Below are 24641 nucleotides of genomic sequence, written 5' to 3'. Positions count from 1 at the left end.
GCTGCAGAATGCAAGAGGCGCAGTATTTATTTCCCGCCTCTTGCCGAAGTAATCCCGGCCAAGACCGCCGTGCGGCCCCGACCCGTTGCCTGGATCAGTTGCCCCGATCAGTTTCCGGCGATCATGCCTTCCAGCGCGTCGCGCTCCATCGAAAGCTGGCTTAGCCGGGCCTTGACCGCGTCACCGATGGTGATGATGCCGATCAGCTTGCCGCCTTCGGTCACGGGCATGTGGCGGAACCGTCCGTCGGTCATGCGGCGCAGCACCTCGTCCGCGGTGTCGCCGCGTTCGCAGCAGACGGGATTGCGGGTCATCAGCTTTTCCGCCGTATCGGTCAGGATCGAGGCCCCGCGATGCGAAAGGGCGCGCACGATATCGCGTTCAGACAGGATCCCGTCGGCCGTTTCGCCCGATGCGGTGACGATCACGCCGCCGATCCGCTTTTCGGCCAGGATCTGCGAAACCTCGGAAATCAGGGTCTCCGGGGTCACGGTCACAACATGGCCACCGCCCTTGGAATTCAGGATCTGCTGTACGATCATCGCCATTCCTCCTCTGGCTTGCGCGTACGGTTAAGCGTCTGACGCCTGCGACATTTTGTCAAGCGCGGCCTCAAGCCGGGCCACCTCTTGACGCAGCCCGTCGGACAGAAGTGCCGCAAAACGGTTCATCCGTTCCAGCCGGGCATCATCTGCGTGGCGCACGAGGTGGAAACTGCGGGTCAGGGACAGCTGATCGGTCAGGATCCTGCGCAGATCCGGGGCCGAGGGCAGCGCGAAGTCATGCACGATGCCGACACCCCCGCCCTGCCGAAGCCAGTGGAACTGAACCACCACCGAATTTGACGCCAGCGGCACCCGCCCGCCGCCCAGGTCGTTCAGATAGTCCAGTTCCTTGTCGAAGATCATGTCGGGGATATAGCCGATCATCCGGTGATCGCGCAGCGCCGCGACTGAAGGGATCGGGCCGTGCCGGTCCAGATAATCCTGCGACGCAGCCAGGTGCAGCCGGTAGTCGGTGATTTTCTGCACCAGCAGCCGCCCGGCCGAGGGCGCGCTGACAGTCACCGCCATGTCGGCCTCGCGCCGCGACAGGTTGAACAGGCGGGGCAGCGCGACGATCTGGATCTCAAGCTCGGGGTTGTCGTCCTGGATCGCGGCGCAGACCTGCGGCAGAAGGAAGTTCGCCACCCCGTCCGGCGCGCCGATGCGGATCTGCCCGGACAGGCGGCTGGCCTGGCCGGCGATTTCCTCGGACGCGGCCAGAACGGCCTGTTCGGCGCGCAGCGCATGGTCCAGCAGCCGTTCCCCCGCATCGGTCAGCGCATAGCCCTGCGGCGACTTGGCGAATAGCGTGGTGCCGATCTGTTCTTCCAGCCGGGCGATGCGGCGTCCGACAGTGGCCGGATCGATGCGCAGCCGCCGCCCCGCCCCCGACAGGCTTTCATCCCGCGCCACCGCCAGAAACACCCGCAGATCGTCCCATTGCATCGGCTTGTTCCCTTCGCTGCGCGCTTTGCAAAAATGCAAAACAACCCTGCCCTTTTTCCTCTTTTCCGGGCAAAGCTGCAACCGTATCCTTCGGCCAAACTTCAGGAGGATCCTATGCAGGAACTGACACATTACATTGGCGGCGAACACGTCAAGGGCACGTCCGGCCGCTTTGCCGACGTCATGAACCCCGCCACGGGCGAAGTGCAGGCCAAGGTGCCGCTGGCCTCGACCGAGGAACTGGATCACGCCGTTCAGGTGGCCGCCAATGCCCAGCCCGCATGGGCCGCGGTGAACCCGCAGCGCCGGGCGCGCGTGCTGATGAAATTCGTCGACCTGCTGAACCGCGACATGGACAAGCTGGCCGAGGCGCTGAGCCGCGAACACGGCAAGACCCTGCCCGACGCCGCCGGTGACGTGCAGCGCGGCCTTGAGGTCGTGGAATACTGCATCGGCGCGCCGCAGATGCTGAAGGGTGAATTCACCGACAGCGCCGGTCCGGGCATCGACATGTACTCCATGCGCCAGCCGCTTGGCGTGTCGGCCGGCATCACGCCGTTCAACTTCCCCGCCATGATCCCGATGTGGATGTTCGCGCCCGCCATCGCCTGCGGCAACGCCTTCATCCTGAAGCCGTCCGAGCGTGACCCCTCGGTTCCGCTGATGCTGGCCGAGCTGATGGAAGAGGCCGGCCTGCCCAAGGGCATCCTGCAGGTCGTCAACGGCGACAAGGAATCCGTCGATGCGATCCTGGATCATCCGGTGATCCAGTCGATCGGCTTTGTTGGCTCGACCCCGATCGCGGAATACATCTATGGCCGCGGCTGTTCCAACGGCAAGCGCGTGCAGTGCTTCGGCGGTGCAAAGAACCACATGATCATCATGCCCGACGCGGACATGGACCAGGCCGCCGACGCGCTGGTCGGCGCGGGCTATGGTGCCGCCGGTGAACGCTGCATGGCGATCTCGGTCGCCGTGCCTGTTGGCGACGAAACCGCCGACCGCCTGATCGAAAAGCTGGTCCCCCGGATCGAAAAGCTGAAAGTCGGCCCCTACACCGCCGGCAATGACGTGGACTATGGCCCGGTCGTCACCAAGGCCGCCCAGGAAAACATCCTGCGCCTGGTCCAGACCGGTGTCGACCAGGGTGCCAAGCTGGTGGTCGATGGCCGCGACTTCAAACTGCAGGGCTATGAAGACGGCTTCTTCGTCGGCGCGCATCTGTTCGACCACGTGACCACCGACATGGACATCTACAAGACCGAGATCTTCGGCCCTGTCCTGTCCACCGTCCGCGCCAAGACCTACGAAGAGGCCCTTGGCTATGCCATGGACCACGAATACGGCAACGGCACCGCGATCTTCACCCGCGATGGCGACACCGCGCGCGATTTCGCCAACCGGATCAACATCGGCATGGTCGGCATCAACGTTCCGATCCCCGTGCCGCTGGCCTATCACACCTTTGGCGGCTGGAAGAAATCGGGCTTCGGTGACCTGAACCAGCACGGGCCGGATGCCTTCAAGTTCTACACCCGGACCAAGACGATCACCTCGCGCTGGCCCTCGGGCATCCGCGAAGGCGGTGAGTTCAACTTCAAGGCAATGGACTGATCCCAAAAGGCAATCACAGGCCTGTCGCGAAACTGACCTGCGGCAGGCCCATATTGCCAAATTGAAAAAATGTTGAAGGCGTCGGATTGAACCAATCGGTCAAATATGCTTGTCTCGCGGTGCAGCACGCATTTTCTGCACCCGCAATTCCGGAGTATTTGTCCGCCGATGCCTTTGACCTATACGATCATTCCAGACCACAATCTGGTCTATGTTCGCTATTGGGGCTTTGCGCAGCTGTCGGACACGCTGAAGGTCTTTGGCGACTATGCCGCCGACCCCGCCTTTCGTCCCGACCAGAAACATCTGATCGACCTGTCCGAGATCACGGATTTCGAGCGGTCCTTCGTGGATCTCGTGTCGGCGCAGGCGGCCAAGGCCGATGCGATCCTGCAATCCCAGGCCCCGACCATGATGGTCTATCTGGCACCCACGCAGGTTGCACAGGCCATGGCGCGGTCGATCCTGAAGTCCTGGGACGGGCTCGACGTGACGGTCGGGCGCACCGCGCAGGACATGGACGAGGCGCTGTCGATGCTGGGGCTGCCCGCCCGCAGCTTTGCCGATCTGCCGTTCCGGAACGCCTGACGGCCCCACCCCGACATTTTTGGACATCCCCCGGTCACGCCCGCCCGCCGGCTGCGTGACGGGGATGTTCAAGCCATTCAAAGGGAGGAATGAATGGATTTCAGCCTGAGCGAAGAACAAACGGCCATTTTCGAGATGGCGCATGATTTCGGCCAGGACCGGATCGCCCCCAATGCCCGCAGATGGGAGGCCGAAGGCACGATCCCCAAGGATCTCTGGCCCGAGATCGGCGCGCTAGGCTTTGGCGGGCTATACGTCAACGAAGACAATGGCGGTGCAGGCCTGGGCCGGCTGGATGCGACGCTGGTGTTCGAGGCGCTCTCGATGGCCTGCCCTTCGGTTGCCGCCTTCCTGTCGATCCACAACATGTGCGCCAAGATGATCGACGCCTTCGCCGCGCCGGATCTGCGCGACCGTGTCCTGCCCGGCGTCGTCTCGATGGACACGGTGCTGTCCTACTGCCTGACCGAGCCGGGCTCGGGATCGGACGCCGCCGCCCTGCGCACGCGGGCCGAGAGGACGAACGAAGGCTACCGGCTGAACGGCACCAAGGCCTTCATCTCGGGCGGGGGCTATTCGGATGCCTATGTGGTCATGGCGCGCACCGGCGATGATGGCCCCAAGGGGATCAGCACGGTCTATGTGGAAGACGGTCGCGACGGGCTGTCCTTTGGCGGGCTCGAGGACAAGATGGGCTGGAAAAGCCAGCCGACGCGCCAGGTTCAATTCGACAATTGCGATATTCCGGGCGGAAATCTGGTTGGCGAAGAAGGCAAAGGTTTCACATATGCGATGAAAGGGCTGGATGGCGGCCGGCTTAACATTGCCGCCTGTTCGCTTGGGGCGGCGCAGGCCGCGCTGAACTTGACCCTGACGTATATGTCGGAACGCAAGGCCTTTGGTCAGCCGATCAACCAGTTCCAGGCGCTGCAATTCCGCCTGGCCGATATGGAGATCGAGCTTCAGGCCGCCCGCACCTTCCTGCGGCAGGCCGCCTGGAAACTGGATCAGGGCGCGCCGGATGCCACCAAGTTCTGCGCCATGGCCAAGAAGTTCGTGACCGAAACCGGTTCCAAGGTGGTGAACGACTGCCTCCAGCTGCATGGCGGCTATGGCTACCTGGCCGACTACGGGATCGAAAAACTGGTGCGCGACCTGCGGGTGCATGAAATTCTGGAAGGCACGAATGAGATCATGCGCCTGATCGTCGCCCGCCAGATGGTGGCGGCATGAGCGATATCGACATCCGCATCACGGGCCGCGCCGGACGGATCACCCTGACCCGGCCCAAGGCGCTGAATTCGCTGACCTATGACATGGCGATGGCGATTGATGCCGCGCTGAAGGACTGGGCCGGGGACGACCGCGTTGCGCTGGTGGTGATCGACGCCGAGGGCGACAAGGCGTTCTGCGCCGGCGGCGATATCCAGCAGCTGTATGACCACGGGCTTCAGGGCGATTACGCCTTTGGTCAGACCTTCTGGCGCGACGAATACCGGCTGAATGCGCGGCTGGCGGAATATGCCAAGCCGGTGGTCAGCTTCATGCAGGGCTTTGTCATGGGCGGCGGCGTCGGCGTCGGCTGTCACGTGGCGCACCGAGTCGTGGATGACAGCACCCAGATCGCCATGCCGGAATGCGGCATCGGGCTGGTGCCGGATGTGGGCGGGTCGCTGCTTCTGGCGCGCGCGCCGGGGCGTCTGGGGGCCTATCTGGGGCTGACCGCTGCGCGCATGGGTCCGGGCGATGCGATCCGGGCGGGCTTTGCCGACCGCCATGTGCCGCGCGCCGACTGGCCCGCGCTGATCGCCCGTCTGGAAGAAACCGGCGATATCAGCGCCCTGCCGCCCTCGACTGACGGGCTGGAGACCCCGCTGGCCGATGTGCAGGCGCAGATTGATACGGCATTTGTCGGCCCGCTGGATCAGATCCTGACCCGGCTGGAGGGAATGGAGGGCGATTTCGCCGCCTCGGCCCTGAAGGCGCTGCGGCGGAACTCTCCTCTTGCCATGGCGGCGACGCTTGAAATGCTGGACCGGCTTGACGGCGTTCAGGACATCCGCACCGCTCTGACGCTGGAATACCGCTTTACCGCCCGCGCGATGGAGCATGGCGATTTTCTGGAAGGCATCCGTGCCCAGATCATCGACCGCGACAGAAATCCGCAGTGGAAACACACACATGTGACGCGGGATGAGGTGCAGGCGATCCTCGCCCCCCTGCCCCGCGACCTGACATTCGAGGAGGACTAACAATGAAGATCGCATTCATCGGCCTGGGCAACATGGGCGGCCCGATGGCGGCCAACCTGGCAAAGGCGGGACATGAGGTAACCGGCTTCGACACCGCAGGCGTCGCAATCGACGGGGTGGCGCAGGCAGAAAGCGCCGCAGGGGCCGCAAAAGGGGCAGATGTGGTCATCACCATGCTGCCGAACGGTCAGATCCTGCGCGCCGTCGCGGATCAGATCCTGCCTGCCATGCACCGCGGCGCGGTCTTTCTGGATTGCTCGACCGTTGACGTGGAAAGCGCGCGGGCGGTGGCCGATCAGGCGCAGGCGGCGGGGATCCTGCCGCTGGATGCGCCGGTCTCGGGCGGGGTTGGCGGGGCCCAGGGCGGCACGCTCACCTTCATGGTCGGCGGGGCCGAGGACGGGTTCGCCAAGGCCGGGCCGCTGTTCGACATCATGGGCCAGAAGGCGGTGCATTGCGGGCCTTCGGGCAACGGTCAGGCGGCCAAGATCTGCAACAACATGATCCTGGGCGTGACCATGATCGCCACCTGCGAAGCCTTTGCCCTGGCGGACAAGCTGGGGCTGGACCGGCAGGCGATGTTCGATGTGGTCAGCACGTCTTCGGGGTATTCCTGGTCGATGAACGCCTATTGCCCCGCGCCCGGCGTCGGCCCGCAATCGCCTGCGGACAACGGGTACAAGCCCGGCTTTGCCGCCGATCTGATGCTGAAGGACCTGCGCCTGTCGCAGCAGGCCGCCGAGGCCGCGGATGCCGACACCCCCATGGGCCAGGTGGCCATGGACCTTTACGCCCGCTTCGTCGAGGACGAAGACGGCAAGGGCCGCGACTTCAGCGCCATGCTGCCCCGGTTCGAAAGCCGCTCGCGCGGATAACCGCCCGTTAAGTCTGGGGTTTCCGTCACGGCGGGAACCCCATGTGCAAGCCCCGCGTTGATCCGCAAACGAACGGAGTTTGCCATGAAACTGCTGATCCTTCCCATGATGGCCGCCCTTGCGGCCCCGCTTCCCGCCCTTGCCAAACCGGGCAACGGCCCCGCGCACCACGGTGCCGCCCCGGGTCATGCGCAAAGCTGCCCGCCGGGTCTGGCCAAGAAAAGCCCCGCCTGCGTGCCGCCCGGACAAGTTAAAAATCAGGCTAGAAAGATGGTCGAACACACGATGCCGCGCGTCGGTGACAGGCTGGACGGGTCCTATTACGGCAGCCGCTATATCCTTGTGCGCGATCCCGGCGGCTACGGGCTCGACCCCTATGGCACCTATTACCGCGTCGACGGTCAGGTTATTCAGGTGGACCGCGAAACCAGCGAAGTAATCGCGCTGATCGGGGCCGTGTCCAACATCCTGAACTGAGTGTTTCCGTCGAAACATGGGGAAGTGCCTTTGTTCAAAGGCATTTCCCGTGCCATATTGGACCTGTCCCAATAGCACCTTCCGCCCCGTCCGGAGACCCCGCATGCTGCGTCTGACCTGTTCCGCCCTGATCCTGGCCGCGTTTTCGACGCCGGCTTTCGCGCAATGCGCGACGCAGGGGACGAACATCAAATGCCTGTACGTGGGGCCGGACCGCATTCAGGTGCCGCGCGCCGATCTGCCAACGATCGAACCCGAGGCCCCCGCCGCAGAGGAAGAGCCGCGCAACAGTCCCGCCGCGATCGAAAAGCGGTTCAAGCGTGTCAGCGCCCGGCGCGTGCCCCCGATCGAACGCAGCTATGAAGACGGTGACATCCTGCCGGCCGAGGTGATGGTTCTGATGAACCCCGGCCGCTACGGCCTTCCCAGCCCCCGCGATGGCTGGGTCTATTTCACCGTCGGACGAGAAATCTATCGCGCCGATCTTGACGACCGGATCGTGCTCGACTTCGTCAATCCGCATATCCAGACCCGCGTAACGCGCTGATCGCGTGGGTGCCCGGGGGGTTTAGCGGGCGCCCCGCAGGACGCCCGTCACAGGTGCCTATTCGGCGGCAACCTTTCCGGCGTTCAGCATCGGGATCAGGTAGCGGCCGGTATGGCTGCGTTCGACCTTGGCCACGTCCTCGGGGGTGCCGGTCGCCACGACCTCGCCTCCTCCGTCGCCGCCCTCGGGGCCGATGTCGATCAGCCAGTCGGCGGTCTTGATGACGTCCAGATTGTGTTCGATCACGATGACCGAATTGCCCTGTTCGACCAGTTCATGCAGCACTTCCAATAGCTTGCGCACGTCTTCAAAGTGCAGGCCGGTGGTCGGTTCGTCCAGGATATACAGCGTGCGGCCCGTGGAGCGTTTTGCCAGTTCCTTCGACAGCTTGACCCTCTGCGCCTCGCCCCCGGACAGGGTCGTCGCCTGCTGGCCAACCTTGATATAGCCAAGGCCGACACGGACCAGCGCATCCATCTTTTCCCGGATCGAGGGCACGGCCTGGAAGAACTCCTGCGCGTCCTCGACCGTCATGTCGAGCACGTCCGCGATGCTCTTGCCCTTGAACTTGATCTCAAGCGTTTCGCGGTTGTAACGCGCGCCCTGGCAGGTTTCGCAGGTGACGTAGACGTCCGGCAGAAAGTGCATCTCGATCTTGATGACACCGTCGCCCTGGCAGGCCTCGCACCGGCCGCCCTTGACGTTGAAGCTGAAGCGCCCGGGCTTGTAGCCGCGCGCCTTGGCCTCGGGCAGGCCGGCGAACCAGTCACGGATCGGGGTGAAGGCCCCGGTGTAGGTCGCGGGGTTCGACCGGGGCGTCCGGCCAATCGGCCGCTGGTCGATGTCGATGACCTTGTCCAGGTGTTCCAGCCCCTTGATCGTCTCGCAGGGCGCGGGCGTCTGGCGCGCCCCGTTCAGCCGCATCGAGGCGGTCTTGAACAGCGTTTCAATCGTCAGGGTCGACTTGCCGCCGCCCGACACGCCAGTCACGCAGACGAACTTGCCCAAGGGGAAATCGGCCGTCACCTCTTTCAGGTTGTTGCCGGTCGCCTTGACCACGGTGATCTTCTTCTTGTTGCCCTTGCGCCGCGTGGCGGGCACGGCGATTTCGCGCGTGCCGGACAGGTATTGCCCGGTCAGGCTGGCCGGATCGTCGGCCACCTGCTGCGGCGTGCCATGGGACACCACTGCGCCGCCGTGCACCCCCGCCCCCGGGCCGATGTCGAAAACGTAATCCGCCTCGCGGATGGCTTCTTCGTCGTGTTCGACCACGATGACCGTATTGCCCTGATCGCGCAGGTTTTTCAGCGTCGTCAGCAGGCGGCCATTGTCGCGCTGGTGCAACCCGATCGAAGGTTCGTCCAACACGTACAGCACGCCCGTCAGGCCGGACCCGATCTGGCTGGCCAGGCGGATCCGCTGGCTTTCACCGCCGCTCAGCGTGCCGGAATTGCGCGACAGGGTCAGGTATTCCAGGCCCACGTTGTTCAGGAACCCCAGCCGTTCGCGGATTTCCTTCAGGATCGCGCGGGCGATTTCGTTCTTTTGATTGGTCAGGTGGTCAGGCACCGTCTGACACCAGTCATAGGCCTCGCGGATGGACATCTGGACCACCTGGCCAATGTGCAGCAGATCAGGCTTGGAGCCGATCTTGACCGCCAGCGCCTCTTGTTTCAGGCGATAGCCGTCGCAGGTGCCGCAGTGGCGATTGTTCTGATATTGCTCGAATTCTTCGCGGATCCAGTTGCTGTCGGTCTCGCGATAGCGGCGTTCCATGTTGGGGATGACGCCCTCGAAGGTGCGCGACACCTGGTAGACGCGCCCGCCTTCGTCATAGCGGAAGGGGATTTCCTCATCGCCCGACCCGTACAGGAACACCTGCTGCACATGGGCGGGCAAATCCTTCCAGCGGGTCTTCTTGTCGAATTCGTAATGCTTCGCGATGGCCTCGATCGTCTGAAGGAAATAGGGCGACTTGCCCTTGCGCCAGGGGGCCAGCGCGCCGTCGGCAATCTTCAGGGTGGAATCCGGCACCACCAGCCGTTCATCAAAGAACAGCTCAACCCCAAGGCCGCCGCAATCGGGGCAGGCCCCGAAAGGCGCGTTGAAGGAAAACAGCCGCGGTTCGATCTCGGGGATGGTGAAGCCGCTGACCGGGCAGGCAAATTTCTCGGAAAACGTGATCCGCTCCGGCTCGGGCTCGATCCCGTCGTCCCCGGCGCGCGGCGCGGTTTCCAGGATGGCGATCCCGTCGGCCAGGTCCAGCGCGGTGCGGAAACTGTCGGCCAGCCGGGTCTCCATCCCTTCGCGCACCACGATCCGGTCCACGACCACGTCGATGTCATGGCGGAACTTCTTGTCCAGCACCGGCGGCTCATCGAGGTCATAGAAGGACCCGTCGACCTTGACCCGCTGGAAACCCTGCTTCCGAAGCTCTTGGAATTCCTTCTTATATTCTCCCTTCCGGTCGCGGATGATCGGGGCCAGAAGATAGCCGCGGGTGCCCTCCTCCATACCCATGACACGGTCGACCATGTCCTGGACCTGCTGGGCTTCGATCGGGTCGCCGGTGGCGGGGGAATAGGGCGTGCCGACGCGGGCAAAGAGCAGACGAAGATAGTCGTAGATCTCGGTCACCGTGCCAACGGTCGACCGCGGGTTCTTCGAGGTCGTCTTCTGTTCGATCGAAATCGCCGGAGACAGGCCGGCAATGTGATCCACGTCCGGCTTTTCCATCATGTCGAGGAACTGGCGCGCATAGGCCGACAGCGATTCCACGTACCGGCGTTGGCCTTCCGCATAAATCGTATCGAAGGCAAGCGACGACTTCCCCGACCCGGAAAGCCCCGTGATAACAACCAGTTCGTTGCGCGGAATATCCACGTCGATGTTCTTGAGGTTATGTTCGCGCGCGCCGCGCACTTCGATGTTCTTCAGCTCGGCCATGATACCCCCGGCAGTGAGTGCCTAAGAAATAGTTTAGGTGGCCCGCCGTTCCAAGTGAAAATGAAGAACAAACAGGGAACTATCGCAGCACCCCTTCACATTCATGATTTCGAATGTTATGTAGAGCTCAACCGACATGACAGGTTCAAGGAAACGACCATGTTCAATTTTCTCACCCGCTCTGCCCCCGCCGGGCTGACCGCCCGGGATTTCGTCACCGCCCCCGACGGCACGATCGTGATCGACGTGCGCGAACACGCCGAGGTCGCGGCCAGCGGCAAGGCCAGGGGCGCGCTGCATATCCCCCTGATGATGCTTCAGTTCCGCGCCGATCCCCGCCACCCGGACTATGACCCCCTGCTCGACCGCTCGGCCCGGATCGGGGTCTATTGCGCCTCTGGCGGGCGGTCATCCTCGGCCAAGACGATCCTGGACCGGCTGGGATATAAGGACGTGCACAACATCGGCGGCTTCGGCCATTGGTGCCAGGCCGGCGGCGCGGTCGAGCGCGCCTGATTTTTCCGCAGACGCGCCGCCCCCCTGGCCTAGCCCCCTGCGAAGGCCCCCACGAAGGCCCCTGTCACAGCTTCTGCGCCAGGGCCCAGGCCGTCAGCGGGAACTCTGGATCGTTCGTCAGGTCATCCGCCTGCGCATCATGCTCGGGCGGCCAGGGCTGCTCAAGATTGCGCCGCGCCGCCGCCCGATTGCCCCATTGCTCGGCCCGGATCCCTTCGGGGGCAAAGCCCGCTTCGATCAGCAGGTTGGTCAGGCCGCGCGCGGACCAGCGCGAACAATCGACCGGCGCAGCATGGAAGGGAATGAAGAAGGGCGTGGCAATATAGAAATGCCCGCCCTTTCTCAGCATCTTCAATACATTGCGGGTCGCCGCATAGGGGCGGTCCAGGTGTTCCCAGACTTGGTCGGCGATCACCAGGTCGAATTTCCGCACCTTGCCTTCGGCGTCGCGAAAAGGCCCCTCGCAGATATCATGCTCGGGATAGCGAAAGACGTCATAGCTGCGAAACGGAAAATAACTGCCCCATTTGCCGCTGATCTCGGCCACGCGCAGGGACTTGGGACCAAGCGCATTGATCCAGGCGCGGCTTTCGCGCCGCATGACAATCCTGTTCAGACTGGGCATCGCCCCCCCTTCACGTCCCCTGACATCCTCTTGCCAGAAATATCCCGGGGGGCAGCAACAAAGCCATGGCTTTGTTGCAGGGGGGCAGCGCCCCCCCAGCACGTCTTCATCGGCTCGGCTCAGCCTTTACGGCGCATCAGGCCCAGGCCGCCAATGGCTCCGATCAGCAGGAAGCCCGCCGCCGGCAGCGGCACCGCGGGCGCATCGACGATCCGGACGTTGTCCAGCGCCGGCCCGAAAGAGGTGCCGGAATTGTCCGCCGAGAAGGCCAGCGACAGGGTCGTCGCCCCGGCCACGAAGCTTAGCGTCATGGTCTCCCATCCCATGTCGGACAGCGTCTTGCCGGTCTTGTCGAAGGTATAGCTCCCCGAGGTGCCGCCGATGCTGGCGATCAGCTTTTTCACCGCCGGATTGCCCGCCGGGTTGCCGGCCATATCGAACATCAGCGTATAGCTTTGCCCGACGCTGAAGCCAGAAACCGACTGGGAAATCGTTGCGTTGCCGCCGTTCCCCTGCATGTCGATGCTGCGCTGACCTTCGGAGTTCTGCCAATAATTGGTGATGTGGTCGATGCTGGCCCCCGAGATCGTCCAGCCGGTCAAGGCCGTTGATCCGGCCGAATATGTGTTGAAGGAACCAGAGCCGGACGGGTCCTCGAACCCGCCGTTCACGACGGCGACAGCGCCGGCCGTACTGGCGATTGTGGTCATGGCCAATGCGGCCACTATTGTTCTGATACTCATGAAATACCCCCAGGTAACTTGCCGAAGAAACGCCTCCGGCCAGACAGATAACAAATTAACCCTACGTTAACCTTTGCGGATCCCAAAGCGCGATTTTGGAAACAGTCTGGAAACAATAACGCGGCCCCCGGGGGTCGGGACCGCGTTATTCTGAACAATCAGAAAGGAAATCAATCAGATGTGGATCGCGCGCCCATAGGCCGAGAGCACGGATTCATGCATCATCTCGCTTAGCGTGGGATGCGGGAAGACGGTGTTCATCAGGTCTTCTTCGGTGGTTTCCAGCGCCCTGCCGACCACATAGCCTTGGATCAGCTCGGTCACTTCGGCACCGACCATATGGGCACCCAGAAGCTCTCCGGTCTTTTCATCAAAGACGGTCTTCACCAGCCCCTCGGGTTCGCCCAGGGCGACGGCCTTGCCATTGCCGATAAAGGGGAACTTGCCGACCTTGACCTTGTAGCCCTGCTCTTTCGCCTTGGCCTCGGTCAGGCCGACAGAGGCGACCTGCGGATGGCAATAGGTGCAGCCCGCGATCGAATTCGGCTTGATCGGATGCGGGTGGCCACCGGCAGCGAATTCCGCGACCAGAACACCTTCGTGGCTGGCCTTGTGCGCCAGCCAGGGGGCCCCGGCGACGTCACCGATGGCATAAACGCCATCCACGCCGGTGCGGCAGTATTCGTCGGTGACCACATGGGTGCGGTCGACCTTCACGCCGGCCTCTTCCAATCCCAGATTTTCGACATTTCCGACGATGCCCACGGCGGAAATCACCGTATCGAATTCCACTTTCTCAACTTTTCCGCCGGCCTCGATATGGGCGGTCACCTTGCCCTTGGCACGGTCGAGCTGCTTGACCATGGACTTCTCCATGATCTTCATGCCCTGCTTTTCGAACTGCTTCTTGGCGAAGGCGCTGATCTCGGCGTCTTCGACGGGCAGCACGCGGTCCATGACCTCGACCACGGTCGTGTCGGCCCCAAGCGTGTTGTAGAAGCTGGCGAATTCGATGCCGATCGCGCCTGAGCCGATGACCAGCAGTTTCTTCGGCATCCGCGGCGGGTTCAGCGCGTGCTTGTAGGTCCAGACCAGATCACCATCCGCCTCGAGCCCCGGAAGTTCCCGCGCCCGCGCACCGGTGGCCAGGACGATGTGCTTGGCGCTGATCTCTTCCGTGCCCTTGTCGGTCTTGACGCTGACCTTGCCTTTGCCGGCCAGCCGGGCCTCGCCCATGACGACGTCGACCTTGTTCTTCTTCAGCAGGTGCTTGACCCCGCCTTCCATCTGCTTGGCCACACCGCGCGACCGTTTGACCACCGCCGGCAGATCATAGTCGATTTTGTCCGCGCTCAGGCCGAATTCCTTGGCGCGGTGCATCAGGTGGAACACCTCGGAAGACCGCAGCAGCGCCTTGGTCGGGATGCAGCCCCAGTTCAGGCAGATGCCGCCCAGGTGTTCGCGTTCCACCACCGCGGCCTTCAGCCCCAGCTGGGCGGCCCGAATTGCGGCGACGTAGCCACCGGGACCGGCCCCGATGACAAGAAAATCGTAGGTTGCGGCCATGGCTGTTCCCCTTTGTCCGGCAAGATAGTTTGACGTTAAACTATTTTTTCCACGGTCTCAACAACGCAAAACGGCCCCGCAGCTTTTTGCCGGGGGCCGTTGGTAATGTGTCGTTGCGGTCCGGGACCGAAAGCCCCCGGGGGCCATTTATTCGGCGGCCTGAAGCTCCCGAACCGTGCTGCCGTAGCCGCCCTGTTCCAGATAGGCGGCTTCGCCTTCCGTTTCGGTCCGTGACAGCGCGGCATTGCGGTAGGGAAAGCGGCCGAACTGGCGGATCACGGCGCGATGCGCCTGGGCGTGCAGCATGTTCGACGCGCCGGTTTCCGGCATCCGTTCCTTCATCAGCCGCACACAACGTTCCTGATCGCACAGGTTTTCCGAATGCATCAGCGGCAGATAGAAGAACTGCCGGGCCGGTTCGTCGATCTTCATGTCCCAGCAGCGGTCGATCGCCATCTTGGCGGCCGCGCGGGCCAGGTGGTCGGTCTCGAAGGCGCGGCCTTCACCGCGGAACATGTTGCGCGGCATCTGATCGGTCAGGATCAGGTAGGCCAGCGTGCCGGAAGGATAGGTCAGCCAAAGCCCGAAGGACCCGTCGATCGCCGCCTGAAGCGCCGCACCGAACCGCGTCCGGATCGTCTGATCCAGCTCATCCGTGGGGTTGTACCAGCCGGCGGGATCAATCTCGTCCAGCCAGAAGGTCAAGATTTCCTCGGGGCTTACCATGGGATCCTCCGCTTCGCCGCCGCATGTATCCACAAGTGTCGCAAAAGTTTCACAACACGCAATCGCTAATTGGTATCGGTCCGGCCCCAAACGGATGGTTTGGGCGCTATCAGTCCGGGGGCGTGACTTTCATGCCCCATTTTGCGGCTTAGTCCTTGGCTTAGTCCCTGGCTTGCTCGGCGCTTTCCGCCTCGGCTTCGGCGGTTTCGGCGGCCCATTCCTGGGCGGCTTCGACCACGACCGGAGAGGCCGACATCATCACTGGCGTATAGCTGGCGGAATCGTCGGGCGACGGGGCGGCGCGCTGTGTCATCCGGTACAGCGCATAGACCGCCATGGCGAACAGCAGCACCCCGATGAAGACCCAGAAGCCGCCGGGGCCGAAGACCGTCATGATCCAACCGGTGACGATCGGGCCGGAGATCGCGCCCAGCCCGTTCAGGAAGATCATCCCCCCCGAGGCCGAGGCCATGTCTTCAACTTCAAGAAAGTCGTTGGCGTAGGAAATCAGCAGCGAATACAGCGGGTTCGACATGCCGCCCACCATGAAGGCCGCGACCAGCAGACCGGCCTGGGTGTTCACCGCCAGCCCGATCAGCGCGCCGATGCCGCCGACGAAGGACACGATCATGATCAGCTGTCGCCGGTCCATCCGGTCCGAGATCCAGCCGATCGGATACTGCGCCACGGTAGCCCCGATGTAGAAGGTCGCGATGAAGATCGAGATCTGGCGCAGGGACAGCCCCGCCTCGGCCCCGTAGACCGCCGCCATGCCGAACTGCGCCGAAAAGGCCCCGCCCAGCAGGAAGACCCCGACGCAGGACAGCGGCGAGACATGGAACAGCTGGCGCAGCGACATGGGCGTGGTGCGTTCAAACGCCGGTGTCGGCGAAATCGACAGCAGAATGGGCGCGAAGGAGATCGAAACCAGCACCGAAGGAATGATGAAGAGGATGAACCCCGAAGGGTCGCCCACAAGCATCAGCCCCTGTGCCGCCACGATGCCGATCATCTGCACCATCATGTAAAGCGACAGCGCCTTGCCCCGGTTTTCGTTGGACGCCGCGTTGTTCAGCCAGCTTTCCGCCGTGACGTACACGCCCGAAAAGCAGAATCCGATGACCACGCGGCCCAGGGTCCAGGCCACGGGATGCGCAAAGGCCGGATAAAGGATCAGCACTGCCGAGATGAAGGACCCAAGCGCCGCGAAGACCCGCACGTGGCCGACCCTTCGGATCATCTCGGGGGCCATGCGCGACCCGCCCAGGAAGCCAAGGAAATAGGCCGACATGACGATCGACATCTCGAAGGTCGAGAAGCCTTCAAGGTTGCCGCGCACCCCCAGAAGCGTGCCCTGAAGGCCGTTTCCGACCATCAGCAGACAAAGTCCGAGCAGCAGCGCCCATGCGGATCCTAGTACCTGAAACATGCGTCTTCCGATTCCCTTTTGTGGTCCCCTGCTGACACAGGCGGCCTTAAGGGATCAACAAGGAGGCGTCGCCATAAGAGAAAAAGCGGTATTCCTGCCGGACCGCATGGGCATAGATCTTCCGGATCCTTTCCTGCCCGACCAGGGCCGAGACCAGCATCATCAGCGTCGACTTGGGCAGGTGGAAATTCGTCATCAGCGCGTCGGTGACGTGGAAGGTGAAGCCGGGATAGATGAAGATATCCGTCTCGCCCTGCCAGGGTACGATCTGACCGCCGCGCGCGGCGCTTTCGATCAGCCGCAGGGCGGTGGTGCCGACGGGGATGACGCGGCCGCCGCTGGCCTTGGTGGCGCGGATCTGGGCGGCTGCCTCATCGGTGACCTCGCCCCATTCGGCATGCATCTTGTGGGTGGTCACGTCGTCGACCTTGACCGGCAGGAAGGTGCCCGCGCCCACGTGCAGGGTGACATAGGTGATCTCGACGCCCATGTCGGCGATGCGCTGCAACAGCGGGTCGTCAAAGTGCAGCGAAGCGGTCGGCGCGGCCACGGCCCCGGACTGACGCGCCCAGATGGTCTGATAATCGTCCTTGTCCTGGTCATCCGGGGCCCGCAGCGCGGCGATATAGGGCGGCAGGGGCATGGCCCCCGCCTGTGCCAGGGCGGTGTCGAAGTCATCGCCGGTCAGGTTGAACTCCAGCACGCCCTGCCCGCCGTCCTTTGCGATCAGCGTGGCGGACAGCGCGTCGGAGAAACGGATGACCTCTCCTTCGCGGATCTTCTTCAGGGGTTTCAGAAGCGCCGCCCAATGGCCGTTCGGGCGCGGCTCCAGCAGGGTGACCTCGATCCGAGCCTGGGTCGTGCCCTCGACCCCGTCACGCGACCGGGTGCCCGAGAGGCGCGCGGGGATCACACGGGTGTCGTTCAGCACCAGCCGGTCACCGGGGCGCAGCCAGTCGGTCAGGTCGCGCACGATGCAATCGTGGATCGCGCGGCCTTCGGACACCAGCAGCCGGGCCGAGGACCGCGGCCGCGCGGGGCGCGTGGCAATCAGCCCCTCGGGAAGGTCGAAATCAAAATCGCTCAGCTGCATTGGGTCTGCTCCGGGGTCTTTGCGTCGCGCGGCCTGTGCCGCGCTGCGGGGCACCAGTTCGTCTTGGGGCCCAGTTCGTCGTGGGGGCCTAGTTCGTCGTGGGGGCCTAATTCGTCTTGGGGGGTGGGCGGCGGAAAATCTCTCGGAACATGCCGGGTGTAAAGATCGAAAGCGGATTGACCGCAACCTTGGGCTGCGCCGCCGGCCCGGTCAGACGGTAGTTGAAGCCGATCAGCCCTTCGCCCTTGCGGGTCAGGAACTGTCCGATGCCGTTGATCGCATAGACCGGGGACAGCACCCCCTGCATGTCCAGCACCTTGCGCCCCAGATCGTAATAGCCGTCCATGGCGATCCCCATGGAGGCCCCGGTGGCGCTGGACTTGCGCAGGATCACCTGGGTCGGGGTCAGGCGGAAATCGGCGTCCACATGGGTGAACTGGATGCCATTGCCGGACATCTGTTCCAGCAGCCCCACGACCGAGACCGCCGACAGCAGCGACGCCATCGAGGGCGCGTCCTGAAGCCAGATGTTGCGCACCGCCAGAACCCCGTCATAGGTGCCCTTTGCCCCGGTCGGGTTCAGCGTCAGATCCAGCGTGCCGTCACGCCCCTTCTTCATCAGGCCTGCGGCCGAAAGAACGGCCCCGGCGTTGTCGGACCGGATGCGCACAGCGCTTTGTCCATTGCGCGGAACAATCGTTCCGTCGATCCGGGCGCTGCCGTTCAACGCCCCCGTGAACTGGCCCTGCATGCCGCCTTGGGTCGTGAAATCCCCGCGCATGTTGCGCAGGGCCAGCGTGTCCGAGATCGTCAGACGGTCCAGGCTGATGGCAAGCGGCCCGCCCTTGCCCGCCTTGCCGCCGCCCAGGCTAGCATTTCGCAGATCAAGCGTTCCGCCCGTGATCGCCACTGCCGGGCTGGTGCCCTTGCCGCGCCCCGTCAGGGTGACCGGCGCGTCCAGCCAGCCGCCGATCCGGACCCGGTCGAACCGCGCGGCGTCCAGCCCGCCGCCCTCGCGCAGGCTGATCGCACCGCTGGCCGACAACCCGGGGGCCGAAACCGAAAGCGCCTCGATCCGCGCGGGTTTGCCCAGGGTGCCAGTGACCGTCAGCTCTCCGGTCTGTTTCGCGCCCAGGGACCAGTTCAGCGCGGCCAGCGACAGCGAGATGCCCGACAGATCGCTGCGCAGATCGAACGACGGCACGCCCCCCTTGGGCAGGTTCAGCGCGATGTCGGCGCGGCCGGTGCCGCCAAGGGTTCCGGGTTCAAGCCCCAGGTTCAGCTGTGCGGCGACCGCTTCGCTGACCTCGACCCAGCCGTCAACGCGGCTGCCGCCGGGGGCGTCGGGGCCGAATTCCGACGACCAGGTGCCGCCGACGGGGATGCCGCCCAGGTCGGCCTCTCCGGTGACGGCGATCTGGCGGGCGGTGCCTTCGACATGCAGGTGATCGGCCGAGAAGCGGCGTTCGGGCAGGATGACATCGCTTGTCACCTCGCGCAGTTCGGCCTGATAGGTCACACGGATCTGGTCAGCGGGCAGCGGTTTTACCAGGTTGAAGTTCAGCTTTGCGGTCACATCCGCCTGACCCTGCGCCAGGTCGGGACTGCGCCCGGCCTTGGTCAGAATCTTCAGCGGGTCGCTGTCGATAAGGCTCAGGACCTCGGTGATCTCGCCCCGCGCCTTCACGCGGACCTCGGCCGGGCCGCGCTTGATCCGGGTGTTTTCATAGATGAAGGACGTGCCCCCGATCTCGAGCCCTTCGCCCTCAGCAGCATAGATCCGGCCGCTGTCAGCGGTGATGACAAGACGGTCACCGCGCAGCTCTCCGTGGCCGCTGGCGCTGTCGATCGGCGGGAAACCGGGGGCGAAGGTGGTGATCAGGTCGTGAAAGTCAAAGCCCAGCATCAGGTCGGGCCGTGCCTCGGGCTGGGACCGGATGCCCAGCTGCACGTCGCTGACCCGCCCGTCCAACACGTTTTTTGCGACCCAGCCGCGGGTCTTTTCCAGCGCGCCGGGGGGCCAAAGTTCCAGCAGGTCGTCGGCGGTCAGCTCCGGCACGCGGCCCGTCAGGCTTAGATCCCAGCCCTCGGGCTGGGCGGCGACCCATCCGGCAAGGGTCAGCGTCTGGCCCCGGTCGCGCAGGTCCAGCCGGCCCAGGTCCAGGCGGAAGGGATCGAAGGTCACGCGCATGTCGGCCTCGGCCCGTTCCAGGAACAGCGGCGCGGGATAGATCCCTGCGGGGTTCACCATCAGTTCGGTGATCCGAAGCTGGCCGATCATCGCATCGGGAAGCGCGCCCGACACCTCGGTCAGGTCGATGCGGCCCTCGGCCACGGCCTCGATCCAGGCGCTTTTCACCGCGATTTCGGAAAATGTCAGCCGCAGGCGCGCCGGGTCATAGGTGAAATAGGTGCGCGCGCTGTCAAAGGGGATGGGGTCGGCGGTCTGGTCCGGGGCCAGCGCGCCCTGCCCGATCTGGAGCGTGCCGTTCAGCGGGCCGATCACGCCCTGATCGTCCATCGACACCCGCAGCGCCCCCGAGATCGGCGCATCCAGCACCCCCAGCCAAGCCAGGCCCGGGCTTTGCGTTGCGATGTCGCGGGCGGGCGCATCCTGCACGGCCAGCGACAGGGTCGCCGCCGGGCTGTGCATCCGAGCATTGACCGCCAGTTCGATCGTCGTGGCAAAGGCATGGCCGCCCAGCAGGGCGAAATTGCCGTTCAGTTTCAGCGCCTCGCCATCCCGCGACAGGCCCAGCACGCCGCCGTCAACGATCCAGGAGCGGCCCGCCTGGCGGTCTTCATATTGCACGATAAGGTTCGCCCCCTCGATCCGGCGCAGCTTGGCAAAGGCCGGACGATCCAGCAGCGTGCTGATTGCGCCCATGGTCTGCGCCGCGTCCAGCCCCCCGGCCAGGGCGGGCGGGGCGTTCTGATCGGCCCCGAAGGCCACACCGACGCGGCCATTGGCGTCGCGGCTGACATGGATGCGCGCCCCGGTGACGGAAATCACGCGCGGACGCACCTGCCCTTCCAGCAGCGCGGCCTTGTCGAAACTGCCCGTCACATCCGACAGGACGATCTGGTCGCCGCCCGCAGCGGTACGGATGCGCATGTCGGTCAGGTGCAGACTGGGCTGGTAGCTGTCGCTGACACTAAGCGTCAGATCGTCGAAGGCGATGGCCAGATCGGGAAGCTCTTGCGCCAGGCGCGCGTCGATGCGGGCCTTGACCCAGGGCGGGGCCGCGAAATCGGTGCCCCGGGCGTACCACAGCAGCGCCGCGCCCGCGATCACCACCAGCAGGACAAAGGACAGGACGCCAAGGGCAAAGCCCCGCAGCACCCGCCCCGGCAGGGTGCGGCCAAAGCCTTTGCCCGCCTTACCAGTCTGGCCCACTCCGGGCTGGCCGGCCCGGGACTGCCCACTCGCCACGCCCGCATCCCCCGCCTCGGGGGCGGCTGTGTCCTTGGGGCTTTGTGGCGTCTCTCTCACCGGGGTCCTCTTGCGGTTCCGCGTCGGTCAGGGTTTCCCCCTACGTCTCTCGGTCTATTATGGAAATGACCAAACAGGTAGAGGAAAGCCGATCACGATGACGAACAAGATCCCCATGGAAGGCGACATGGCGCCCGATTTCACCCTGCCCCAGGATGGCGGCGATCCCGTGACCCTCTCGGCCCTGCGGCCCGCGCCGGTGGTGCTGTTCTTCTATCCCAAGGACGACACCCCCGGCTGCACGACCGAGAACAAGGATTTCACCGCCATGGGGGCCGAGTTCGAGGCCGCCGGGGCAAAGATCATCGGTGTGTCGAAGGACACGGTCGAGAAGCACGCCAAGTTCCGCGCCAAGCACGATCTGACGACGGTGCTGGTCTCTGATGCCGAGGGCGCGGTCTGCGAAGACTACGGCGTCTATGGTGAAAAGAAGATGTACGGGAAGACCTTCATGGGGATCACCCGCGCGACCTTTCTGATCGACGGCGAAGGCCGGATCGCCCGCGCCTGGCCCAAGGTCAAGGTCGCAGGCCACGCCGAAGAGGTGCTTGAGGCCGTCAAGGCCCTGTGAGATTGATCCGCTGAGATCAATACTTCGATCGGCGGGTGCCCCGGTGCGACCGCCGATCGACCGACACAGCACAGCAAACCGGAGGCTCAGGTGGCACAGACATTGGCAGAGATGGCGGTCGAGGTTCTGACCACGGCGGACGGGCGCGCAAAGACCGCGCTGGCCCATGCCCATGCGGCGGCCTGGCGGGCCTCTCGCGCCGGTGAGGCCCCCGAGATCCCCGTGGGCCGCGCCGATCCGCCCCTGCGCCCGGCCCGCCCGGAGAAGCCCGAACTGCTGGACCCGCGCGACGTGCCGCGCCGCCGGCCCGGCAGCCTGAAGGGCCAGATCGCCATCCTGCATGCGGTCGCGCATATCGAGCTGAACGCGGTGGACCTGCACTGGGACATCGTCGCGCGGTTTACCGACGTGGGCTTTCCGCCCGGCTTCTATGACGACTGGGTGCAATCGGCGGATGAGGAAGCCAAGCATTTCAACCTGATCTGCGACTGCCTGGAAAGCCTGGGGTCGCACTACGGCGCACTGCCCGCACATGCGGGCATGTGGCGGTCGGCCGAGGATACGGTGGACGACATCTTTGGCCGGCTCGCCGTGGTGCCCATGGTGCTAGAAGCGCGCGGGCTGGACGTGACCCCCGGCATGATCGAGGTCTTCGAGAAGGCCGGGATCGACCAGGCGGTCGCGGCGATGAAGGTGATCTATTCGGAAGAGGTCCACCATGTCGCCTATGGGTCCAAGTGGTTCCACTGGCTGTGCGGGCGCGACGGGCTGGATCCCAAGCCGGTCTTTCATGACCTGGTAAAACGCTATTTCCATTCGGCGCTGAAGCCCCCCTTCAACGAGGAAAAGCGCGCCGAGGCCGGGCTGCCGCCGGATTTCTACTGGCCCCTGGCCGAAGAGACCGCCGCCAAGCAGCGCGGCTAAGTCCCGCCTTGGCCGCAGGCCGGGTCCGATCCCCCTTGCGTCAGGAACCCTACGCAGCCGTATTTCCCCCTTCGAAAGGATAGGGAAAGCGTGACCTTTCGGACTCAGCATCGGCAAAAATCCGCCGGATCGGCGAAAAACCTCCTGATTTCAGGGGTTCAGGGCCAAAAACCTTGCCCGCCCCGAATCGCGCGGTTAACAATTCCGCAAACGTGGCCGCGGGGACATAAGGCTGCGTTCGATTGGGGAAACGGGACAGAGGACGCATCACGTGCGGACACGGCTGGCTATTCGTGCACATGCTTTGTTGGAAAAGCATTTTCCGGAACGCAGACTTTTCCTGAGGTCTGATACCGACACGCGGTTCATCCGTCTCAAGCCAGCCACCCAGCTTATCGCCTTCTCGGGATCCGCGGCCGTCGTGGCCTGGACCATCATCGCCACCGCCGTCCTGCTGATCGATTCCATCGGTTCGGGCAATTTCCGCGAACAGGCCAAGCGCGACCAGCGGGTCTATCAGCAACGCCTGAACGCCGTCGCCGGCGAACGCGACATGCGCGCAGAAGAGGCGCTGGCGGCGCAGGAACGCTTCAACTCGGCCCTGGAACAGATCTCGGTCATGCAGTCGCAGCTGCTCGAGGCCGAAACCCGCCTGCGCGAAGCCGAGACCGGCCTGGGCGTGGTGCAGACCACCCTGCGCCGCACCCTGAAGGAACGCGACACCGCCCGCGACGAGGCCGAGGCGCTGACCGCCCAGCTGGGTCAGGGCGACACGCCGGTCCCCGGATCTACCGCCGCGGCCGTCAACAAGGAAGCGCTGCAGTTCATGACCGCAGCGCTGGCCCAGACCGCCCAGGAACGCGACCAGGTGACCGCCGATGCGCAGGATGCGCTGGACCAGGCGGAAGAGATGCAGATCCAGATCGCCAACCTGCATGACCAGAACGACCGCATCTTCCGCCAGCTGGAAGAGGCGATGACCGTGTCGATCAAGCCGCTGGACAAGATGTTCCGCAGCGCTGGCATGAACACCGACCGTATCATCGACCAGGTGCGCCGCGGCTATTCCGGCCAGGGCGGCCCGCTGACGCCGATCAGCCTGTCGACCATGGGGGACGAGCCGTCGCTGGATGCCAGCCGCGCCAACCGCATCATCGATCAGCTGGACCGCATGAACCTGTATCGCATCGCCGCCGAAAAGGCGCCCTTTGCGATCCCCGTGAAGGCCTCTTACCGGTTCACCTCGGGCTTCGGCTATCGCCGCGATCCCAAGAACGGTGGCCGCCGGATGCATTCGGGTGTCGATTTCGCCGGCCCCGTCGGCACCGCGCTTTATGCCACCGGTGACGGTGTCGTGATCCACGCCGGCTGGCAGTCGGGCTATGGTCGGCTGGTGAAGATCCAGCACCAGTTCGGGATCGAGACCCGCTATGCCCATATGTCGCGCATTCGCGTGAAGGTTGGACAAAGAGTCTCGCGCGGGGATCGGATCGGTGATATGGGGGCATCCGGACGGGTAACCGGCCCCCATCTGCACTACGAGGTGCGTGTCGGCGGTAAGGCCGTAAACCCCATGATCTATATCAAGGCTGCTAACGATGTTTTCTAAAAGCAAAATCAACGAACCCGGTCCCAAGGCAGGCGATACGTCCACCCCGTCCAGCCCGGCGGCAATGGACGCACCCAAGGCGTCGACGGATTTCAAACCCTCCACGCCCAAGGCAAAGCCCTCGGCCTCCGTGCTGTCTTCGGATCTGCATGTGACCGGCAACCTGAAGACCACCGGCGATATCAATATCGAAGGCACCATCGATGGCGACATCCGCGCCCATCTGCTGACCGTTGGCGAAACCGCCACGATCCGGGGTGAGGTGATTGCTGATGACGTCGTGATCAATGGCCGCATCGTGGGCCGCGTGCGTGGCCTGAAGGTCCGCCTGACCTCGACCGCGCGGGTCGAAGGCGACATCATCCACAAGACCATCGCCATCGAAAGCGGCGCGCATTTCGAAGGCTCTGTGCAGCGTCAGGACGACCCGCTGTCGGGCAACAAGGCCAAGGCCGCGGCCCCTGCCGCCGCGCCGGCCACTGCCCCCGCAGCGCCGAAGCCCGCCGAGGGCTAAGCCCCCGCCGCACCGCATTTCCGAAAGCCCCCGCAGGTGACTG

At 64.4% G+C, this 24641-nt stretch carries 22 protein-coding genes; 12 read left to right on the top strand and 10 right to left on the bottom strand.

The window, feature by feature from the left end:
• Positions 1–107 precede the first annotated feature (107 nt).
• Positions 108–542, bottom strand: coding sequence for a CBS domain-containing protein (locus BMX99_RS05120; RefSeq protein ID WP_093448499.1), 435 nt, complete (start codon positions 540–542; stop codon positions 108–110).
• Positions 543–572: 30 nt separating this feature from the next.
• Positions 573–1490 (bottom strand): LysR family transcriptional regulator, encoded by a 918-nt coding sequence (locus tag BMX99_RS05115; RefSeq protein WP_093448497.1) that lies wholly within the window; start codon positions 1488–1490, stop codon positions 573–575.
• Between the two features lie 114 nt (positions 1491–1604).
• On the opposite strand from BMX99_RS05115, the gene BMX99_RS05110 reads away from it, so the two are divergent.
• From BMX99_RS05110 to BMX99_RS05080, 7 genes are all read left to right on the top strand, one after another.
• Positions 1605–3104 (top strand): CoA-acylating methylmalonate-semialdehyde dehydrogenase, encoded by a 1500-nt coding sequence (locus BMX99_RS05110; protein ID WP_093448011.1) that lies wholly within the window; start codon positions 1605–1607, stop codon positions 3102–3104.
• A gap of 168 nt (positions 3105–3272) precedes the next feature.
• Positions 3273–3692 carry a hypothetical protein gene (locus tag BMX99_RS05105; protein ID WP_093448008.1) on the top strand — a complete coding sequence of 140 codons (420 nt, stop codon included), beginning with the start codon at positions 3273–3275 and terminating at the stop codon, positions 3690–3692.
• Between the two features lie 93 nt (positions 3693–3785).
• The gene (locus BMX99_RS05100) at positions 3786–4925 is read left to right on the top strand and encodes an acyl-CoA dehydrogenase family protein (protein WP_093448005.1); all 1140 of its coding nucleotides are present in this window, start codon (positions 3786–3788) and stop codon (positions 4923–4925) included.
• Positions 4922–5944 carry an enoyl-CoA hydratase/isomerase family protein gene (locus BMX99_RS05095; RefSeq protein WP_093448002.1) on the top strand — a complete coding sequence of 341 codons (1023 nt, stop codon included), beginning with the start codon at positions 4922–4924 and terminating at the stop codon, positions 5942–5944. The genes BMX99_RS05100 and BMX99_RS05095 overlap by 4 nt, the downstream gene beginning before the upstream one ends.
• 2 nt (positions 5945–5946) lie before the next feature.
• Positions 5947–6819, top strand: coding sequence for a 3-hydroxyisobutyrate dehydrogenase (gene mmsB / locus BMX99_RS05090; protein ID WP_093447999.1), 873 nt, complete (start codon positions 5947–5949; stop codon positions 6817–6819).
• Between the two features lie 84 nt (positions 6820–6903).
• Entirely contained in the window at positions 6904–7296 is a 393-nt protein-coding gene (locus tag BMX99_RS05085) for an excinuclease ABC subunit A (protein WP_170848780.1), read from the top strand.
• Between the two features lie 103 nt (positions 7297–7399).
• Positions 7400–7843: a hypothetical protein gene (locus tag BMX99_RS05080; RefSeq protein WP_093447996.1), complete on the top strand. Its 444-nt coding sequence runs from the start codon at positions 7400–7402 to the stop codon at positions 7841–7843.
• 57 nt (positions 7844–7900) lie between these two features.
• On the opposite strand, the gene uvrA is transcribed toward BMX99_RS05080, so the two are convergent.
• Entirely contained in the window at positions 7901–10789 is a 2889-nt protein-coding gene (gene uvrA / locus BMX99_RS05075; RefSeq protein ID WP_093447993.1) for an excinuclease ABC subunit UvrA, read from the bottom strand.
• A 159-nt stretch (positions 10790–10948) separates the two neighbouring features.
• Between uvrA and BMX99_RS05070 the strand changes: the two genes are divergently transcribed.
• Positions 10949–11305 carry a rhodanese-like domain-containing protein gene (locus BMX99_RS05070; protein WP_093447990.1) on the top strand — a complete coding sequence of 119 codons (357 nt, stop codon included), beginning with the start codon at positions 10949–10951 and terminating at the stop codon, positions 11303–11305.
• A gap of 64 nt (positions 11306–11369) precedes the next feature.
• Here the strand turns inward: BMX99_RS05070 and BMX99_RS05065 are convergent, their stop codons facing one another.
• From BMX99_RS05065 to BMX99_RS05035, 7 genes are all read right to left on the bottom strand, one after another.
• Positions 11370–11906 carry a class I SAM-dependent methyltransferase gene (locus BMX99_RS05065; RefSeq protein WP_409371758.1) on the bottom strand — a complete coding sequence of 179 codons (537 nt, stop codon included), beginning with the start codon at positions 11904–11906 and terminating at the stop codon, positions 11370–11372.
• A 143-nt stretch (positions 11907–12049) separates the two neighbouring features.
• On the bottom strand, positions 12050–12673 hold the full coding sequence (locus BMX99_RS05060; RefSeq protein WP_093447985.1) for a choice-of-anchor C family protein: 624 nt from the start codon (positions 12671–12673) through the stop codon (positions 12050–12052).
• Between the two features lie 174 nt (positions 12674–12847).
• Entirely contained in the window at positions 12848–14239 is a 1392-nt protein-coding gene (gene lpdA / locus BMX99_RS05055) for a dihydrolipoyl dehydrogenase (protein ID WP_093447982.1), read from the bottom strand.
• A 147-nt stretch (positions 14240–14386) separates the two neighbouring features.
• The gene (locus BMX99_RS05050) at positions 14387–14965 is read right to left on the bottom strand and encodes a DUF924 family protein (RefSeq protein ID WP_093447980.1); all 579 of its coding nucleotides are present in this window, start codon (positions 14963–14965) and stop codon (positions 14387–14389) included.
• Between the two features lie 160 nt (positions 14966–15125).
• A complete protein-coding gene (locus BMX99_RS05045; protein WP_093447977.1) occupies positions 15126–16394 on the bottom strand; it encodes an MFS transporter in 1269 nt (422 codons plus the stop codon).
• Between the two features lie 46 nt (positions 16395–16440).
• Complete coding sequence (gene queA, locus BMX99_RS05040; protein WP_093447974.1) at positions 16441–17487, bottom strand: tRNA preQ1(34) S-adenosylmethionine ribosyltransferase-isomerase QueA; 1047 nt, start codon at positions 17485–17487, stop codon at positions 16441–16443.
• Positions 17488–17593: 106 nt separating this feature from the next.
• Entirely contained in the window at positions 17594–20980 is a 3387-nt protein-coding gene (locus BMX99_RS05035) for a YhdP family protein (RefSeq protein ID WP_139199431.1), read from the bottom strand.
• 97 nt (positions 20981–21077) lie between these two features.
• Between BMX99_RS05035 and BMX99_RS05030 the strand changes: the two genes are divergently transcribed.
• From BMX99_RS05030 to BMX99_RS05015, 4 genes are all read left to right on the top strand, one after another.
• Positions 21078–21551, top strand: a complete 474-nt coding sequence (locus BMX99_RS05030) for a peroxiredoxin (protein ID WP_093447968.1) — start codon at positions 21078–21080, stop codon at positions 21549–21551.
• Positions 21552–21662: 111 nt separating this feature from the next.
• Positions 21663–22475 carry a ferritin-like domain-containing protein gene (locus BMX99_RS05025; protein ID WP_093447965.1) on the top strand — a complete coding sequence of 271 codons (813 nt, stop codon included), beginning with the start codon at positions 21663–21665 and terminating at the stop codon, positions 22473–22475.
• A gap of 271 nt (positions 22476–22746) precedes the next feature.
• Positions 22747–24084 carry a M23 family metallopeptidase gene (locus tag BMX99_RS05020; protein WP_093447962.1) on the top strand — a complete coding sequence of 446 codons (1338 nt, stop codon included), beginning with the start codon at positions 22747–22749 and terminating at the stop codon, positions 24082–24084.
• On the top strand, positions 24074–24598 hold the full coding sequence (locus tag BMX99_RS05015) for a bactofilin family protein (RefSeq protein WP_093447959.1): 525 nt from the start codon (positions 24074–24076) through the stop codon (positions 24596–24598). Before BMX99_RS05020 ends, BMX99_RS05015 begins: the two co-directional genes overlap by 11 nt.
• The last annotated feature ends 43 nt before the right edge of the window (positions 24599–24641 follow it).

This window comes from Pseudooceanicola nitratireducens (assembly GCF_900109195.1).
Classification (GTDB): domain Bacteria; phylum Pseudomonadota; class Alphaproteobacteria; order Rhodobacterales; family Rhodobacteraceae; genus Pseudooceanicola; species Pseudooceanicola nitratireducens.
This window is presented reverse-complemented; position numbering and strand designations above follow the sequence as displayed.